The sequence below is a fragment of the Streptococcus sanguinis genome, from assembly GCF_050223295.1.
Lineage (GTDB): Bacteria > Bacillota > Bacilli > Lactobacillales > Streptococcaceae > Streptococcus > Streptococcus sanguinis_X.
In genome coordinates, this window is sequence record NZ_CP071424.1 from 15,042 (window position 1) to 30,404 (window position 15,363).

Here is a 15,363-nt window from a genome sequence, read left to right on the forward strand (position 1 = left end):
AGAGGGACAAAAATGGTCCGTTGGTCAAGGGGTTAAGACACCGCCTTTTCACGGCGGTAACACGGGTTCGAATCCCGTACGGACTATATAATCCGCCATAGCTCAGTTGGTAGTAGCGCATGACTGTTAATCATGATGTCGTAGGTTCGAGTCCTACTGGCGGAGCTAGGTTTAAAAAATCAAATGTGTTAGCATTTGATTTTTTTGCTTTCATACTTCGCTCAATCCTCCCAAATGACTAAATATGTTCCTGAAATGACTTAAAAATAGTTATTCGAGTCAGAAGAGCTCCTAAAATATGCTTTTTAGAAGAAAGAGCCCACCTTGCTTTCTATTTACAGTAGAATTAAGTCAAGTAAATTTTAAGGAGGAACTATGGATTTTAGAACTACTTATGAGAAGGTGAAATGGATAGTTTGGAAGTGTAAGAAAGACTATTATATTCATTTGTGGGAACATAGTGATTGGGAGCAAGAAGGAATGTTGGTTTTATACGAACTTCTGCTTAAAGAAAAAGGAATTGAAAATGATGAGGAAAAACTCTATCGTTATTTCAAAACAAAATTCAGGAATCATATACATGATAAAATTCGTAAACAAGAAAGCCAAAAGCGCAAATTGGACCGCCAGCCTTATGAAGAAGTGAGTGAGATTGGTCATCGTTTGAAGTCAAAAGAGTTGTTTCTAGATGAGTTAGTTGCCTTCAGAGAAGCGATTGACAATTATAAAAGAACTCTTGATGATGTTGGATTGGATAATTATCAGAGGTTGATGAGCAACGAGCGCTTTAAAGGAAGAAGAGCCATGCTTAAAGATTTAAAAAATCACTTAAAAGATTTTCAAGATAATACGATTTTATAATAATCAAGCTTGATGAGTCGCTATCTGTTTTAATAGAATGGGTTCGACTATCAAGTTTTTTTATCAAGAAAAAAACAAAAAAATTGGAAAAAGGTATTGACAGGTAGTAGGTATAGGTGATATACTAATATAGTTGTCGCGAAAGACAAAGCCCTTTGAAAACTGAACAAGACGAACCAAGTGCAGGGTGACATAGAGATATGTAACCTGTCAAAAAACGAAAATAAATCTGTCAGTGGACAGTAATGAGTGCGAACTCAAACTTTTTAATGAGAGTTTGATCCTGGCTCAGGACGAACGCTGGCGGCGTGCCTAATACATGCAAGTAGAACGCTGAAGAGAGGAGCTTGCTCTTCTTGGATGAGTTGCGAACGGGTGAGTAACGCGTAGGTAACCTGCCTGGTAGCGGGGGATAACTATTGGAAACGATAGCTAATACCGCATGAAATTGATTATTGCATGATAATTAATTGAAAGATGCAATTGCATCACTACCAGATGGACCTGCGTTGTATTAGCTAGTTGGTGAGGTAACGGCTCACCAAGGCGACGATACATAGCCGACCTGAGAGGGTGATCGGCCACACTGGGACTGAGACACGGCCCAGACTCCTACGGGAGGCAGCAGTAGGGAATCTTCGGCAATGGGGGGAACCCTGACCGAGCAACGCCGCGTGAGTGAAGAAGGTTTTCGGATCGTAAAGCTCTGTTGTAAGAGAAGAACGGGTGTGAGAGTGGAAAGTTCACACTGTGACGGTATCTTACCAGAAAGGGACGGCTAACTACGTGCCAGCAGCCGCGGTAATACGTAGGTCCCGAGCGTTGTCCGGATTTATTGGGCGTAAAGCGAGCGCAGGCGGTTAGATAAGTCTGAAGTTAAAGGCTGTGGCTTAACCATAGTATGCTTTGGAAACTGTTTAACTTGAGTGCAGAAGGGGAGAGTGGAATTCCATGTGTAGCGGTGAAATGCGTAGATATATGGAGGAACACCGGTGGCGAAAGCGGCTCTCTGGTCTGTAACTGACGCTGAGGCTCGAAAGCGTGGGGAGCAAACAGGATTAGATACCCTGGTAGTCCACGCCGTAAACGATGAGTGCTAGGTGTTAGGCCCTTTCCGGGGCTTAGTGCCGCAGCTAACGCATTAAGCACTCCGCCTGGGGAGTACGACCGCAAGGTTGAAACTCAAAGGAATTGACGGGGGCCCGCACAAGCGGTGGAGCATGTGGTTTAATTCGAAGCAACGCGAAGAACCTTACCAGGTCTTGACATCCCTCTGACCGCTCTAGAGATAGAGTTTTCCTTCGGGACAGAGGTGACAGGTGGTGCATGGTTGTCGTCAGCTCGTGTCGTGAGATGTTGGGTTAAGTCCCGCAACGAGCGCAACCCCTATTGTTAGTTGCCATCATTCAGTTGGGCACTCTAGCGAGACTGCCGGTAATAAACCGGAGGAAGGTGGGGATGACGTCAAATCATCATGCCCCTTATGACCTGGGCTACACACGTGCTACAATGGCTGGTACAACGAGTCGCAAGCCGGTGACGGCAAGCTAATCTCTGAAAGCCAGTCTCAGTTCGGATTGTAGGCTGCAACTCGCCTACATGAAGTCGGAATCGCTAGTAATCGCGGATCAGCACGCCGCGGTGAATACGTTCCCGGGCCTTGTACACACCGCCCGTCACACCACGAGAGTTTGTAACACCCGAAGTCGGTGAGGTAACCGTAAGGAGCCAGCCGCCTAAGGTGGGATAGATGATTGGGGTGAAGTCGTAACAAGGTAGCCGTATCGGAAGGTGCGGCTGGATCACCTCCTTTCTAAGGAGTCCGTAAGGACACACGGAATGCACTTGAGTCTTGTTTAGTTTTGAGAGGGCTATGTGGGGCCTTAGCTCAGCTGGGAGAGCGCCTGCTTTGCACGCAGGAGGTCAGCGGTTCGATCCCGCTAGGCTCCATTATCTAGTTTGACTAGATAAAGAACTTGTCCATTGAAAATTGAATACCGATATCAAATAGTAACAAGAAAATAAACCGAAAACGCTGTGAAAATTAATGAGTTTAAGACTGAAAGGTCAAAAATAAGGTTAAGTTAGTAAGGGCGCACGGTGGATGCCTTGGCACTAGGAGCCGAAGAAGGACGTGACAAACGACGAAATGCCTCGGGGAGCTGTAAGTAAGCACTTGATCCGGGGATGTCCGAATGGGGGAACCCAACAGGTTGATGCCTGTTACCCATTTCTGTTAAGGGAATGAGGAGGAAGACGCAGTGAACTGAAACATCTAAGTAGCTGCAGGAAGAGAAAGCAAAAGCGATTGCCTTAGTAGCGGCGAGCGAAGAGGCAGGAGGGCAAACCGAAGAGTTTACTCTTCGGGGTTGTAGGACTGCAATGTGGACTCAGAATTTATAGAAGAATGACTTGGGAAAGTCAGCCAAAGAGAGTAAGAGCCTCGTATTTTAAATAGATTCTGTACCTAGCAGTATCCTGAGTACGGCGGGACACGTGAAATCCCGTCGGAATCTGGGAGGACCATCTCCCAACCCTAAATACTCCCTAGTGACCGATAGTGAACCAGTACCGTGAGGGAAAGGTGAAAAGCACCCCGGGAGGGGAGTGAAATAGAACCTGAAACCGTGTGCCTACAACAAGTTCGAGCCCGTTAATGGGTGAGAGCGTGCCTTTTGTAGAATGAACCGGCGAGTTACGTTATGATGCGAGGTTAAGTTGAAGAGACGGAGCCGTAGGGAAACCGAGTCTGAATAGGGCGCTTTAGTATCATGATGTAGACCCGAAACCATGTGACCTACCCATGAGCAGGTTGAAGGTGCGGTAAAACGCACTGGAGGACCGAACCAGGGCACGTTGAAAAGTGCTTGGATGACTTGTGGGTAGCGGAGAAATTCCAAACGAACTTGGAGATAGCTGGTTCTCTCCGAAATAGCTTTAGGGCTAGCGTCGACATAAAGATTCTTGGAGGTAGAGCACTGTTTGGGTGAGGGGTCCATCCCGGATTACCAATCTCAGATAAACTCCGAATGCCAATGAATTATGGTCGGCAGTCAGACTGCGAGTGCTAAGATCCGTAGTCGAAAGGGAAACAGCCCAGACCACCAGCTAAGGTCCCAAAATAATTGTTAAGTGGAAAAGGATGTGGGGTTGCACAGACAACTAGGATGTTAGCTTAGAAGCAGCTATTCATTCAAAGAGTGCGTAATAGCTCACTAGTCGAGTGACCCTGCGCCGAAAATGTACCGGGGCTAAAACAATTTACCGAAGCTGTGGATACCTTTTATAGGTATGGTAGGAGAGCGTTCTATGTGTGGAGAAGGTGTACCGTGAGGAGTGCTGGAACGCATAGAAGTGAGAATGCCGGTATGAGTAGCGCAAGACAGGTGAGAATCCTGTCCACCGTAAGACTAAGGTTTCCAGGGGAAGGCTCGTCCGCCCTGGGTTAGTCGGGACCTAAGGAGAGACCGAAAGGTGTATCCGATGGCCAACAGGTTGAGATTCCTGTACTAGAGTATGAAGTGATGGAGGGACGCAGTAGGCTAACTCGTGCGTACGATTGGATGTACGTCTAAGCAGTGAGGCGTGGTATGAGTCAAATGCTTATACCTCTAACGTTGAGTTGTGATGGGGAGCGAAGTTTAGTAGCGAGTGAGTGATGTCACACTGCCAAGAAAAGCTTCTAGCGTTGTATCATACTCTACCCGTACCGCAAACCGACACAGGTAGTCGAGGCGAGTAGCCTCAGGTGAGCGAGAGAACTCTCGTTAAGGAACTCGGCAAAATGACCCCGTAACTTCGGGAGAAGGGGTGCTGACTTTGGTCAGCCGCAGTGAATAGGCCCAAGCAACTGTTTATCAAAAACACAGCTCTCTGCTAAATCGTAAGATGATGTATAGGGGGTGACGCCTGCCCGGTGCTGGAAGGTTAAGAGGAGTGCTTAGCGGTAACGCGAAGGTATGAATTGAAGCCCCAGTAAACGGCGGCCGTAACTATAACGGTCCTAAGGTAGCGAAATTCCTTGTCGGGTAAGTTCCGACCCGCACGAAAGGCGTAATGATTTGGGCACTGTCTCAACGAGAGACTCGGTGAAATTTTAGTACCTGTGAAGATGCAGGTTACCCGCGACAGGACGGAAAGACCCCATGGAGCTTTACTGCAGTTTGATATTGAGTGTCTGTGCCACATGTACAGGATAGGTAGGAGCCTATGAAATCGGGACGCCAGTTTCGATGGAGGCGTTGTTGGGATACTACCCTTGTGTTATGGCCACTCTAACCCGGTAGGTTTATCATCTACGGAGACAGTGTCTGACGGGCAGTTTGACTGGGGCGGTCGCCTCCTAAAAGGTAACGGAGGCGCCCAAAGGTTCCCTCAGACTGGTTGGAAATCAGTCGCAGAGTGTAAAGGTATAAGGGAGCTTGACTGCGAGAGCTACAACTCGAGCAGGGACGAAAGTCGGGCTTAGTGATCCGGTGGTTCCGCATGGAAGGGCCATCGCTCAACGGATAAAAGCTACCCTGGGGATAACAGGCTTATCTCCCCCAAGAGTTCACATCGACGGGGAGGTTTGGCACCTCGATGTCGGCTCGTCGCATCCTGGGGCTGTAGTCGGTCCCAAGGGTTGGGCTGTTCGCCCATTAAAGCGGCACGCGAGCTGGGTTCAGAACGTCGTGAGACAGTTCGGTCCCTATCCGTCGCGGGCGTAGGAAATTTGAGAGGATCTGCTCCTAGTACGAGAGGACCAGAGTGGACTTACCGCTGGTGTACCAGTTGTTCTGCCAAGAGCATCGCTGGGTAGCTATGTAGGGAAGGGATAAACGCTGAAAGCATCTAAGTGTGAAACCCACCTCAAGATGAGATTTCCCATAACGCAAGTTAGTAAGAGCCCTGAGAGAAGATCAGGTTGATAGGTTAGAAGTGGAAGTGTGGTGACACATGGAGCGGACTAATACTAATCGCTCGAGGACTTATCCTAGAATAAGAGCTTCATCAGAGTGCAGCGAATGGTTTAGAGAAATGTGAGATTTGATATTGTATTCAATTTTGAGTTGACAAGGCTTGTCTGAGAGGACAGGAAAGTTAATTCAATAGTTAAGTGACGATAGCCTAGGAGATACACCTGTACCCATGCCGAACACAGCAGTTAAGCCCTAGAACGCCGGAAGTAGTTGGGGGTTGCCCCCTGTGAGATATGGTAGTCGCTTAGCGAAGGGAGTTTAGCTCAGCTGGGAGAGCATCTGCCTTACAAGCAGAGGGTCAGCGGTTCGATCCCGTTAACTCCCATATTCTGAAAAGAATAGGTCCCGTAGTGTAGCGGTTATCACGTCGCCCTGTCACGGCGAAGATCGCGGGTTCGATTCCCGTCGGGACCGTTGAAGTCGAGAAGATTTCAATAAAAGTAAGAGACTCGTTAGCTCAGTTGGTAGAGCATTTGACTTTTAATCAAAGGGTCACTGGTTCGAGCCCAGTACGGGTCATAAGAGCGGGTTTGGCGGAATTGGCAGACGCACCAGATTTAGGATCTGGCGCTTTAGGGCGTGGGGGTTCAAGTCCCTTAACCCGCATATAAGATAATAATGAGCCGGCTTAGCTCAGTTGGTAGAGCATCTGATTTGTAATCAGAGGGTCGCGTGTTCAAGTCATGTAGCCGGCATTTTTGAATAGGATGCGAACGTAGTTCAGTGGTAGAACATCACCTTGCCAAGGTGGGGGTCGCGGGTTCGAATCCCGTCGTTCGCTTGAGGCGGCCGGGGTGGCGGAACTGGCAGACGCACAGGACTTAAAATCCTGCGATTGGTAACGATCGTACCGGTTCGATTCCGGTCCTCGGCATAGACTTGTAAGAGGCAGTAGAAGAAGATGAGCACCCTTAGCTCAACTGGATAGAGTACCTGACTACGAATCAGGCGGTTAGAGGTTCGACTCCTCTAGGGTGCATTAAGTGAATAACTTAAGTTCGGGAAGTAGCTCAGCTTGGTAGAGTACTTGGTTTGGGACCAAGGTGTCGCAGGTTCGAATCCTGTCTTCCCGATAGATGGCGGTGTAGCTCAGCTGGCTAGAGCGTCCGGTTCATACCCGGGAGGTCGGGGGTTCGATCCCCTTCGCCGCTATAATGATCTTGTCGGACCTTTAGCTCAGCTGGTTAGAGCTCTCGGCTCATAACCGAGTGGTCGTAGGTTCAAGTCCTACAAGGTCCATAGTGTTATCTTGGAGGATTACCCAAGTCCGGCTGAAGGGAACGGTCTTGAAAACCGTCAGGCGTGTAAAAGCGTGCGTGGGTTCGAATCCCACATCCTCCTTAGGGACGAATAGTATTGACGCGGGATGGAGCAGCTAGGTAGCTCGTCGGGCTCATAACCCGAAGGTCGTAGGTTCAAATCCTGCTCCCGCAATAGTTGGCTCGGTAGCTCAGTTGGTAGAGCAATGGATTGAAGCTCCATGTGTCGGCGGTTCGATTCCGTCTCGCGCCATACTTTATCATAGTGGTGATGCGGGTGTAGTTTAGTGGTAAAACTACAGCCTTCCAAGCTGTTGTCGCGAGTTCGATTCTCGTCACCCGCTTTGAACGAAAGTTCATACCAAGTTTTTTGAACTTGGGCGCGTAGCTCAGGTGGTTAGAGCGCACGCCTGATAAGCGTGAGGTCGGTGGTTCGAGTCCACTCGTGCCCATTAAATATTGGAGAATTACTCAAGAGGCTGAAGAGGACGGTTTGCTAAATCGTTAGGTCGGGTAACCGGCGCGGGGGTTCGAATCCCCCATTCTCCGTATAATGAGGAGTTTAGCATTTGCTATCTCCTTTTCTTATACTTTCTCGTCCTGTTTAGTGAGGTTTTTCTGATGAATCGATTTAAAAAGTCTAAGTTTTTGATTTCTTTTTTTGTATTAGTTGTTGCAATGACGATACTCATCTTATCTACCTCTTCTAGTTGGTTTGTATCAACTACTTCAAATATTATTTCATTGGTAGATAGACTTGTCGGCTCTCCTTTTGCTTTTGTAGCTGATAAAAAAGAAGAAATGTCAGATTTGATGTCTACTTATAGAGAGAATCAGCAGCTCAAGAAAAATCTTTATGAGGTTGAGGAAAAGGCTGGGAAGGTAGATTCCTTAGAAGATGAGAATGAGCAGTTGCGAAAACTTCTGGAATTTAAAGAGGCTGATAAAAATCAAATACAAATTGCCAGCGAAGTGATTGCCCGTACGCCAGCATCCTGGAAAAATGAGCTGACTATTGACAAGGGGACATCTGATAATGTGACAGATGCTATGCTAGTAGTCGCTAATGGTGGTCTGGTCGGAAGTGTTTCTGAAACTAGTAGTCAGTCTAGCTTGGTTTCTCTACTGACTAACGAGGAAAACTCAACTAAAATTTCTGTTAGAATTCAAACGAAGTCTGGTCCAGTTTATGGGATTATTACGGGTTATGATGCAAAAAACTCTGCTTATATCATCAGTCAGTTAAATAGTGCTGAAGATATAAAAGAGGGAGATGAGGTGGCAACCAGTGGCTTGGGTGCTTATAATGCAGAAAATATTCCTGTCGGTAAGGTACTTTCCGTGTCTGAGGCTAAGGATCAGTTAAACAAGATTGTTCTGGTTAAGCCGGCTGCTGATTTGTCGGATATCCGTGCTGTAATGTTGGTAGGGAACTGATATGAGAGATATTAAAGAACATCTTTTGACTCCTATTATTTTATTTTTTGTTTTATTGATCGACGGGCAGATTTCGACTTTTCTGGCTAATATTCTGCCTTTACAATGGCACTTAGTCAGTCATTTTATCTTTATTTTCATGCTTTTTGTTTCCATCAACCTCTCTAAAAACTACAATATTCTCTTATTTTGCGGTTTGGGGTTGATTTATGATGTTTACTATTTTCATACCATCGGTATTGCACTTATTCTTTTTCCTCTTTTAAGTCTTTTGGTTTGTCAGTCTAGTTCAACTATGCTTTTAAATAAATTTACTCGCTTTTTATCTGTTTTGATTCTTGTATTTTTATTTGAATTAATCAGTTTTACTTTTGCGGTATTTTTGAATCTTTCTAGTCTGAATTTACAGGATTTTGTTCTTAGCATTTTAGTACCGACTATCCTTCTCAATGGCCTGATATTCCTCATTTTTCAGCCTATTTTCGAAAAAATGTATTTATGATAAACAAGAAATAAAAATGTAATAAAGGCGTAACATATGATACAGCATTTTCTGGTATACTAGTTAATGTCTTATAAGAAGGAGTGTATTATTTTTATGAAGAAAAAACTACTCACATCAATTTTATTGAGTACGGTTATCCTTTCACAAGGAGCTGCACTTGTGAGCGTTAAAGCGGAGACAACTGATGAAAAGATTGCTGCACAAGACAGCAAGATTAATAGTTTGACAGAGCAACAACAATCAGCTCAGGCACAAGTCAACGAGATTCAAGGCCAAGTATCTGCTATTCAAAAGCAACAAGAAGAGCTTAAAGCAGAAAATGAAAAATTGTCTGCTGAATCTGCAAGACTTTCTGCTGAGATTGATGAACTGTCTAAAAACATCGTAGCTCGTAATGAGTCACTTGCAAATCAAGCTCGCAGTACCCAAACAAATGGAACTGCTACTAGCTACATCAATACAGTTGTGAATTCTAGCTCTATCACAGAAGCTATTTCTCGTGTAGCAGCTATGAGCGAAATTGTTTCAGCAAATAATAAAATGCTGGAACAACAAAAGAAAGATAAAGAAGTAATTGCTGAAAAGCAAGTTGCGAATAATGAAGCTATCAATACTGTAATTGCTAACCAAGAGAAGTTAGCTGATGATGAGCAAGCTTTGGCAACAAAACAAGCTGAACTGAAAGCAGCTCAGGCAAGTCTTGCAGCTGAAAAAGCGACTGCTGAAAACGAAAAGAATTCTCTTCTTGAAGAAAAAGCAGCAGCTGAAAAAGCAGCAGCTGAAGCAGCGGCTCGTGAAGCTGCTTATAAAGCAGAGCAAGAGTCAAAACGCCAAGCAATTGAAGCTTCAGGAAACACTACCCTGCAAGCTCAGGTTCAAGCAGTTGTTAATTCAGCTCCAGCAGCTGAAGCAGCGGCTCCAGCAGCACCTGCAGTAACTCAATCTGTTGCCCGTGCGAATAGACCAGTTTATAGCTCATCTGCATCTTCTTATCCAGTAGGTCAATGTACATGGGGTGCTAAGACATTAGCTCCTTGGGCTGGCGATTACTGGGGTAATGGTGGACAATGGTCTGCAAGTGCAGCAGCAGCAGGCTTCCGTGTTGGTTCACAGCCAGAAGTTGGAGCGATTGCATGTTGGACTGACGGTGGATACGGACACGTTGCAGTAGTAACAGCTGTTCAATCTACTACAAGCATCCAAGTATCAGAAGCAAACTACCTTGGACAACAATCAATCGGTAACTACCGTGGATGGTTTAATCCAACAACTGCACAAGGTACAGTTTCATATATTTATCCGAACTAATCAGTAAAAAGCGCCTCTGGCGTTTTTTATTTTTAATTGAAAAATCAACTGAAAAAAGTTACAATGGTAGTTGGGAAAAGTTGTAATTGGACAATGAAAGACGATTTAGAATCTGGAGGGAATCATGTCTTTTTCTGATTTAAAACTCTTTGCTCTTTCTTCTAATCAAGAATTAGCGCAGCGTGTTGCTCAAGAGATTGGATTGCCACTTGGAAAATCAACTGTCCGTCAGTTCTCTGATGGAGAGATTCAAGTGAATATTGAAGAATCTATTCGCGGAAAACACGTCTTTATTTTGCAGTCTACCAGTTCGCCAGTCAATGATAATTTGATGGAAATCTTGATTATGGTAGATGCTTTGAAACGGGCTAGCGCTGAATCCATCAATGTTGTCATGCCTTATTATGGCTATGCTCGGCAGGATCGCAAGGCTAGAGCTCGTGAGCCAATTACATCTAAATTAGTTGCTAATATGTTGGAAATCGCTGGTGTGGATCGGATGCTGACTATTGACTTGCACGCAGCGCAAATCCAGGGCTTCTTTGACATTCCAGTAGATCATTTGATGGGTGCACCTTTGATTGCTGATTACTTTGAGCGCCGTAATATGACAGGGGGTGACTATGTGGTAGTCAGTCCTGACCACGGTGGTGTGAGTCGGGCCCGTAAGTTAGCAGAGTTTCTGAAAACCCCGATTGCCATTATTGATAAGCGCCGCAGTGTGGACAAGATGAATAGCAGTGAAGTCATGAACATCATTGGTAAGGTAGAAGGAAAAACTTGTATCCTAATTGATGATATGATTGATACAGCGGGAACTATCTGCCATGCAGCTGATGCTCTCGCTGAAGCAGGGGCTGTAGAAGTCTATGCCAGCTGTACTCATCCAGTCTTATCTGGTCCTGCTATGGATAATATTCAAAAATCGGCGATTAAAAAATTGGTTGTGCTGGATACGATTTATCTACCCCAAGAGCGCTTAATTGATAAGATTGAGCAGATTTCAATTGCGCATCTTTTAGGGGAAGCCATTGTCCGTATTCATGAAAAACGGCCACTGTCACCCTTGTTTGAAATAGGTAAAAAATAATCTGAGATATATGGCTGGGATGCTTGATTTCTGGCCTCTTTTTTATTCTATTCCTACTATCTTTTTTTAAAAAAGTCCGACATTCACTTTAAAAGAAAACTCAAATTACTTGATGTTTCAAATATAAATAAATGACCATTTAAATAGTTGGTAAATTGACAATTTGTCTCATCCCTTGGTATTATTTGGTTTTAAAAATTTTTATGTAGTAAAATTCTTGACTTTTTTTAGAGTTCGAACTATACTTAGTAGTAGGTAATATTAGGTAACGGGGAGTTACAATTATTTTTGAAAAGTAACGAGGAGATGAGATAATGAAAAAGGTTTTGCTTTCAAGTGCTGTGGCCCTTTCACTTTTCGCGGCTGCTGCACCAGTATTTGCTGAGGGTACAGCCAGTCTTTGGGTTAATGACATTGATAATAATGAAGTTCCCCAAGGCAGTACGGACTCAGAATCTAATAAAGTTATGGATGAGTTGCAGGCCTATAGAGATGCACAATCAGCTCTGGATCAGCAAGTTGCTGAAGCTAAGAAAGCTCCGGTTGGCAAAAGTGCTGTGATGGAGGATCAAGCTGGTAACAAAGTTCTTGTTATTGGTGAGGGAGAGTCGGCTAATGCGGATCAGCCTTCAGTGGCACCATCTACTACAGATCCATCTACACCGGCTTATTCGGCAGCACCTTACTCCACAGCCTCTTCATCAGTTCCAACTTTTCCAGCACCGTCTCAATCTTCGGCGGCATCCTCTTCAACAGCAGGTAAAAAGAAGGCTAAAAAATCAGAAAATAAAGCAAAAAAAGCTCCGGAAGCAAAAGAAGAGAATAAGGAAAATGAGGAAAATTCTGAAGAAAAGTCACTTCCTAAGACAAGTGCAGTCAAATAATTTTGTCTTTAATTTGTGCTAACGCCTAAATATCACTGAGCCTTCGTTCGGTGATATTTTTTGTAAAAAATGAAAAATAAAGGATTTTTAGATTATGCAAGAAAAAGATAGGAGTCAAGCTTCGAATAAGAAACAGCTCCTTGTTGTTGGCATCTGCCTTCTGCTGATTGTTCTGGTTATTTTTTCTGTTCTTTATGCTTTCCGTTCATCAGCATCAGGCAGTAAGCTTCGAGTTTCGCCTCCCAGTAGGATTGAAACGTCAAGCTCATCTGCATCTTCAAGTCGGACAGAAAAGGAATATTTAGCAGAACGTTTTGCTAAACTGAAGGCTGTGAATTCAGAAACGATAGGTTATGTCTATGCTCCTGGTACACAGTTGGATGAGCCAGTGGTGCAAACGAAAGATAATGCGACTTATCTGCTGAAGACTTTTGAAGGCAATCATGAGCCTTATATGGGTGCGGTCTTCATGGATAAAGATAATCATAAAGATTTCAGTGATCGTCTGACTTGGCTTTTCGGGCATGCTCGGGGCAGCAAGGCAGGAGATCATCGCATGTTTAATGATGTCAACTACTATGATCGTCAGGATTATTTTGACAAACATAGATATGTCGTGATTGAGACTCCTGAGCGTAAGTATTATTATCAAGCTATGGGACTGGTTATCGTGCCGGAAGAGACTGCTTTTTATCGGACGGAGTTTAAGGACGACGAGGACTTTACAACTCAGCTTAGAAATATCTATGAGGCTGCTCGGACAAAGGATCCTAAGATACAGATTAAGGCGAGTGACCGGTATTTGGTTCTTTCAACCTGCCGTGAGGAAGACGACACGATTCGTTCTAACCTTTATTTGCGGCAGATTCCTGATTCGGAATTGGAAGATTTTCTGACCAAGCATGGCAAGGAATTGACTTATACTCCGACTCGTTGATTGGCCAGTCACGTGAGATGGAGCTATATCCATTATCTGCCAGAGAAGAATTTTAAGGTAAGGAAAAAAGGGACTGAGTGCAATCTTAGTCCTTTTTCTGCATGGGAAATCATGTAATAGCTTTTGCTATGCTTCTGCATTTATAGTATAATAGTTCTATTGAGCGGCTGGAGGTATGTATGGATTTAAGTAAGAAATTTAATAAAAATTTAGAAAAAATAGAAATTTCGCTGATTCGTCAGTTTGACCAATCGATTTCTGCTATTCCCGGAGTTCTTCGGCTGACCTTAGGGGAGCCGGATTTTACGACACCGGATCATATCAAAGAAGCGGCCAAGGCAGCGATTGATGCTAATCAAAGTCACTACACTGGTATGAGCGGTCTCTTGGAGCTGCGTCAGGCTGCCAGCAGCTTTGTGAAAGAAAAGTATAATCTGCACTATCGCCCAGAAGATGAGGTCTTAGTCACTATTGGGGCGACAGAGGCCTTGTCAGCTACGTTGACAGCCATTCTAGAAGAAGGTGACAAGGTCTTGCTGCCAGCTCCTGCTTATCCAGGCTATGAGCCCATTGTCAATCTAGTGGGGGCAGAGATTGTCGAGATTGATACAACGGCCAATAACTTTGTTCTCACTCCAGAGATGCTGGAAGCAGCTATTTTGGAGCAGGGTGAGCAGCTAAAAGCAGTCATTCTCAATTATCCAGCCAATCCAACCGGCGTGACTTATTCGCGGGAGCAGATAAAAGCTTTGGCGGATGTCCTAGGAAAATACCAAGTCTTTGTGGTCTGTGATGAGGTCTATTCTGAGTTGACCTATACGGAGCAGGGGCATGTCTCCATCGCGGAGTATCTGCCAGACCAAACCATTGTCATCAACGGCTTGTCTAAGTCTCATGCCATGACTGGCTGGCGGCTGGGCTTTATCTTTGCTCCAGCAGTTTTCACTGCTCAGCTGATTAAAAGCCATCAGTATCTCGTAACAGCGGCCAATACTATGGCTCAGTTTGCCGGTATTGAAGCGCTGACAGTTGGGAAAGATGATGCGGAGCCAATGAAGGCTGAATATATCCAGCGTCGCGATTATATCATAGAGAAAATGGCTGAGCTAGGCTTTAAGATTATCAAACCAGACGGGACTTTTTATATTTTTGCTAAGATACCAGATGGTTATAATCAAGATTCATTTGCTTTTCTGCAGGATTTTGCAGAGAAGAAGGCTGTGGCCTTTATCCCGGGAGCGGCTTTTGGTCAATATGGGGAAGGCTATATCCGCCTGTCCTACGCGGCTAGTATGGAGACGATTCGAGAAGCTCTGAAACGCCTCAAGGACTACATGGAGGACTATGCTTAAATCTCTAACAAGTCAAGGTCTGGTTCTCTATAACCGTAATTTCCGTGAGGATGATAAGCTGGTCAAGATCTTTACTGAACAGGCTGGCAAGCGTATGTTTTTCGTCAAGCATGCTGGTAAATCTAAGCTAGCACCCGTCATTCAGCCTTTGACTGCGGCGAACTTACTGATGAAAATCAATGATGATGGTCTTAGCTATATCGAGGACTATCAGGATGTAGTCACCTACCATCGCATCAATGAGGACTTATTCATCATGGCCTATGCCAGCTATGTGGCAGCCTTGGCAGATGCCAGTCTTCAGGACAATCAGCCGGATCCTGCGCTCTTTGCTTTTCTGCAGAAAACCCTGGAGCTGATGAATAATGGTCTGGACTATGAGGTGCTGACCAATATCTTTGAGATTCAAATTTTGTCACGTTTTGGGGTTTCGCTGAACTTCCATGACTGTGCTTTTTGTCATCGGACGGGCTTGCCTTTTGACTTTTCTTTCAAATATAGCGGAGTCCTTTGCCCTGAGCATTACCATCAGGATGAACGGCGCTGTCATCTGAATCCCAACCTTCCTTTTCTGCTGGACCAATTTCAGGCGGTCCGCTTTAGCGAATTGGAGACCATTTCTTTGAAGCCAGATATTAAAAAGCAGCTGCGGGATTTTATTGACCTGCTCTATGATGAATATGTCGGAATCCATCTCAAATCCAAAAAATTTATAGATTCTCTGGGAGACTGGGGAAGCATTTTAAAAGATAAGAACGAGGAATAAATC

General features: G+C 44.8%; 9 protein-coding genes, 20 tRNA genes and 3 rRNA genes. All 32 read left to right on the forward strand.

All coding sequences use genetic code 11. The annotated features are described in order from the left end of the window. The first annotated feature begins 14 nt into the window (after positions 1-14). Positions 15-86, forward strand: a tRNA-Glu gene (locus J1C77_RS00075). A 5-nt stretch (positions 87-91) separates the two neighbouring features. Then, a tRNA-Asn gene (locus J1C77_RS00080) sits at positions 92-165 on the forward strand. Between the two features lie 210 nt (positions 166-375). Then, the gene (locus J1C77_RS00085; protein WP_002894314.1) at positions 376-861 is read left to right on the forward strand and encodes a sigma-70 family RNA polymerase sigma factor; all 486 of its coding nucleotides are present in this window, start codon (positions 376-378) and stop codon (positions 859-861) included. Between the two features lie 265 nt (positions 862-1,126). After that, positions 1,127-2,674: ribosomal RNA gene (locus J1C77_RS00090) — 16S ribosomal RNA — on the forward strand. A 64-nt stretch (positions 2,675-2,738) separates the two neighbouring features. Then, a tRNA-Ala gene (locus J1C77_RS00095) sits at positions 2,739-2,811 on the forward strand. Positions 2,812-2,938: 127 nt separating this feature from the next. Continuing rightward, a 23S ribosomal RNA gene (locus J1C77_RS00100) occupies positions 2,939-5,839 on the forward strand. A gap of 116 nt (positions 5,840-5,955) precedes the next feature. Then, a 5S ribosomal RNA gene (gene rrf, locus J1C77_RS00105) occupies positions 5,956-6,071 on the forward strand. Together the 16S, 23S and 5S rRNA genes with 18 tRNA genes alongside form the textbook arrangement of a ribosomal RNA operon. A gap of 3 nt (positions 6,072-6,074) precedes the next feature. Continuing rightward, positions 6,075-6,147, forward strand: a tRNA-Val gene (locus J1C77_RS00110). 16 nt (positions 6,148-6,163) lie between these two features. After that, positions 6,164-6,236 (forward strand) — tRNA-Asp (locus J1C77_RS00115). A gap of 32 nt (positions 6,237-6,268) precedes the next feature. Then, positions 6,269-6,341, forward strand: a tRNA-Lys gene (locus J1C77_RS00120). Between the two features lie 5 nt (positions 6,342-6,346). Further along, positions 6,347-6,428: transfer RNA gene (locus J1C77_RS00125), tRNA-Leu, on the forward strand. Between the two features lie 16 nt (positions 6,429-6,444). Next, positions 6,445-6,517 (forward strand) — tRNA-Thr (locus J1C77_RS00130). Between the two features lie 14 nt (positions 6,518-6,531). Continuing rightward, positions 6,532-6,603: transfer RNA gene (locus J1C77_RS00135), tRNA-Gly, on the forward strand. Between the two features lie 7 nt (positions 6,604-6,610). Next, positions 6,611-6,696: transfer RNA gene (locus J1C77_RS00140), tRNA-Leu, on the forward strand. Between the two features lie 31 nt (positions 6,697-6,727). Continuing rightward, positions 6,728-6,801, forward strand: a tRNA-Arg gene (locus J1C77_RS00145). A 20-nt stretch (positions 6,802-6,821) separates the two neighbouring features. Then, a tRNA-Pro gene (locus J1C77_RS00150) sits at positions 6,822-6,895 on the forward strand. 5 nt (positions 6,896-6,900) lie between these two features. Further along, a tRNA-Met gene (locus J1C77_RS00155) sits at positions 6,901-6,974 on the forward strand. Positions 6,975-6,987: 13 nt separating this feature from the next. Beyond that, positions 6,988-7,061 (forward strand) — tRNA-Ile (locus J1C77_RS00160). Between the two features lie 12 nt (positions 7,062-7,073). Then, a tRNA-Ser gene (locus tag J1C77_RS00165) sits at positions 7,074-7,163 on the forward strand. Between the two features lie 19 nt (positions 7,164-7,182). After that, positions 7,183-7,256: transfer RNA gene (locus tag J1C77_RS00170), tRNA-Met, on the forward strand. 5 nt (positions 7,257-7,261) lie between these two features. After that, positions 7,262-7,334, forward strand: a tRNA-Phe gene (locus tag J1C77_RS00175). Between the two features lie 20 nt (positions 7,335-7,354). Then, positions 7,355-7,425 (forward strand) — tRNA-Gly (locus J1C77_RS00180). Positions 7,426-7,459: 34 nt separating this feature from the next. Beyond that, positions 7,460-7,533: transfer RNA gene (locus J1C77_RS00185), tRNA-Ile, on the forward strand. Positions 7,534-7,542: 9 nt separating this feature from the next. Then, positions 7,543-7,630 (forward strand) — tRNA-Ser (locus tag J1C77_RS00190). A gap of 72 nt (positions 7,631-7,702) precedes the next feature. Then, entirely contained in the window at positions 7,703-8,518 is an 816-nt protein-coding gene (gene mreC / locus J1C77_RS00195) for a rod shape-determining protein MreC (protein ID WP_002922805.1), read from the forward strand. A 1-nt stretch (position 8,519) separates the two neighbouring features. Beyond that, a complete protein-coding gene (gene mreD, locus J1C77_RS00200; protein ID WP_002916819.1) occupies positions 8,520-9,020 on the forward strand; it encodes a rod shape-determining protein MreD in 501 nt (166 codons plus the stop codon). 96 nt (positions 9,021-9,116) lie between these two features. Beyond that, the gene (pcsB, locus tag J1C77_RS00205; RefSeq protein ID WP_011836283.1) at positions 9,117-10,331 is read left to right on the forward strand and encodes a peptidoglycan hydrolase PcsB; all 1,215 of its coding nucleotides are present in this window, start codon (positions 9,117-9,119) and stop codon (positions 10,329-10,331) included. Positions 10,332-10,455: 124 nt separating this feature from the next. Then, positions 10,456-11,421 carry a ribose-phosphate diphosphokinase gene (locus J1C77_RS00210; RefSeq protein ID WP_002894321.1) on the forward strand — a complete coding sequence of 322 codons (966 nt, stop codon included), beginning with the start codon at positions 10,456-10,458 and terminating at the stop codon, positions 11,419-11,421. 314 nt (positions 11,422-11,735) lie between these two features. After that, positions 11,736-12,305: an LPKTxAVK-anchored surface protein gene (locus J1C77_RS00215; RefSeq protein ID WP_002905703.1), complete on the forward strand. Its 570-nt coding sequence runs from the start codon at positions 11,736-11,738 to the stop codon at positions 12,303-12,305. A gap of 94 nt (positions 12,306-12,399) precedes the next feature. After that, on the forward strand, positions 12,400-13,242 hold the full coding sequence (gene srtB / locus J1C77_RS00220) for a class B sortase, LPKTxAVK-specific (protein WP_002922803.1): 843 nt from the start codon (positions 12,400-12,402) through the stop codon (positions 13,240-13,242). A 179-nt stretch (positions 13,243-13,421) separates the two neighbouring features. Then, complete coding sequence (locus J1C77_RS00225; RefSeq protein WP_002922801.1) at positions 13,422-14,594, forward strand: pyridoxal phosphate-dependent aminotransferase; 1,173 nt, start codon at positions 13,422-13,424, stop codon at positions 14,592-14,594. Beyond that, a complete protein-coding gene (gene recO / locus J1C77_RS00230; protein WP_002922799.1) occupies positions 14,587-15,360 on the forward strand; it encodes a DNA repair protein RecO in 774 nt (257 codons plus the stop codon). Before J1C77_RS00225 ends, recO begins: the two co-directional genes overlap by 8 nt. The last annotated feature ends 3 nt before the right edge of the window (positions 15,361-15,363 follow it).

Coding starts and splice junctions, on each gene's coding strand:
- J1C77_RS00085 (WP_002894314.1), top strand. CDS start 376: ATGGATTTTAGAACTACTTATGAGAAGGTGAAATGGATAGTTTGGAAG.
- mreC (WP_002922805.1), top strand. CDS start 7,703: ATGAATCGATTTAAAAAGTCTAAGTTTTTGATTTCTTTTTTTGTATTA.
- mreD (WP_002916819.1), top strand. CDS start 8,520: ATGAGAGATATTAAAGAACATCTTTTGACTCCTATTATTTTATTTTTT.
- pcsB (WP_011836283.1), top strand. CDS start 9,117: ATGAAGAAAAAACTACTCACATCAATTTTATTGAGTACGGTTATCCTT.
- J1C77_RS00210 (WP_002894321.1), top strand. CDS start 10,456: ATGTCTTTTTCTGATTTAAAACTCTTTGCTCTTTCTTCTAATCAAGAA.
- J1C77_RS00215 (WP_002905703.1), top strand. CDS start 11,736: ATGAAAAAGGTTTTGCTTTCAAGTGCTGTGGCCCTTTCACTTTTCGCG.
- srtB (WP_002922803.1), top strand. CDS start 12,400: ATGCAAGAAAAAGATAGGAGTCAAGCTTCGAATAAGAAACAGCTCCTT.
- J1C77_RS00225 (WP_002922801.1), top strand. CDS start 13,422: ATGGATTTAAGTAAGAAATTTAATAAAAATTTAGAAAAAATAGAAATT.
- recO (WP_002922799.1), top strand. CDS start 14,587: ATGCTTAAATCTCTAACAAGTCAAGGTCTGGTTCTCTATAACCGTAAT.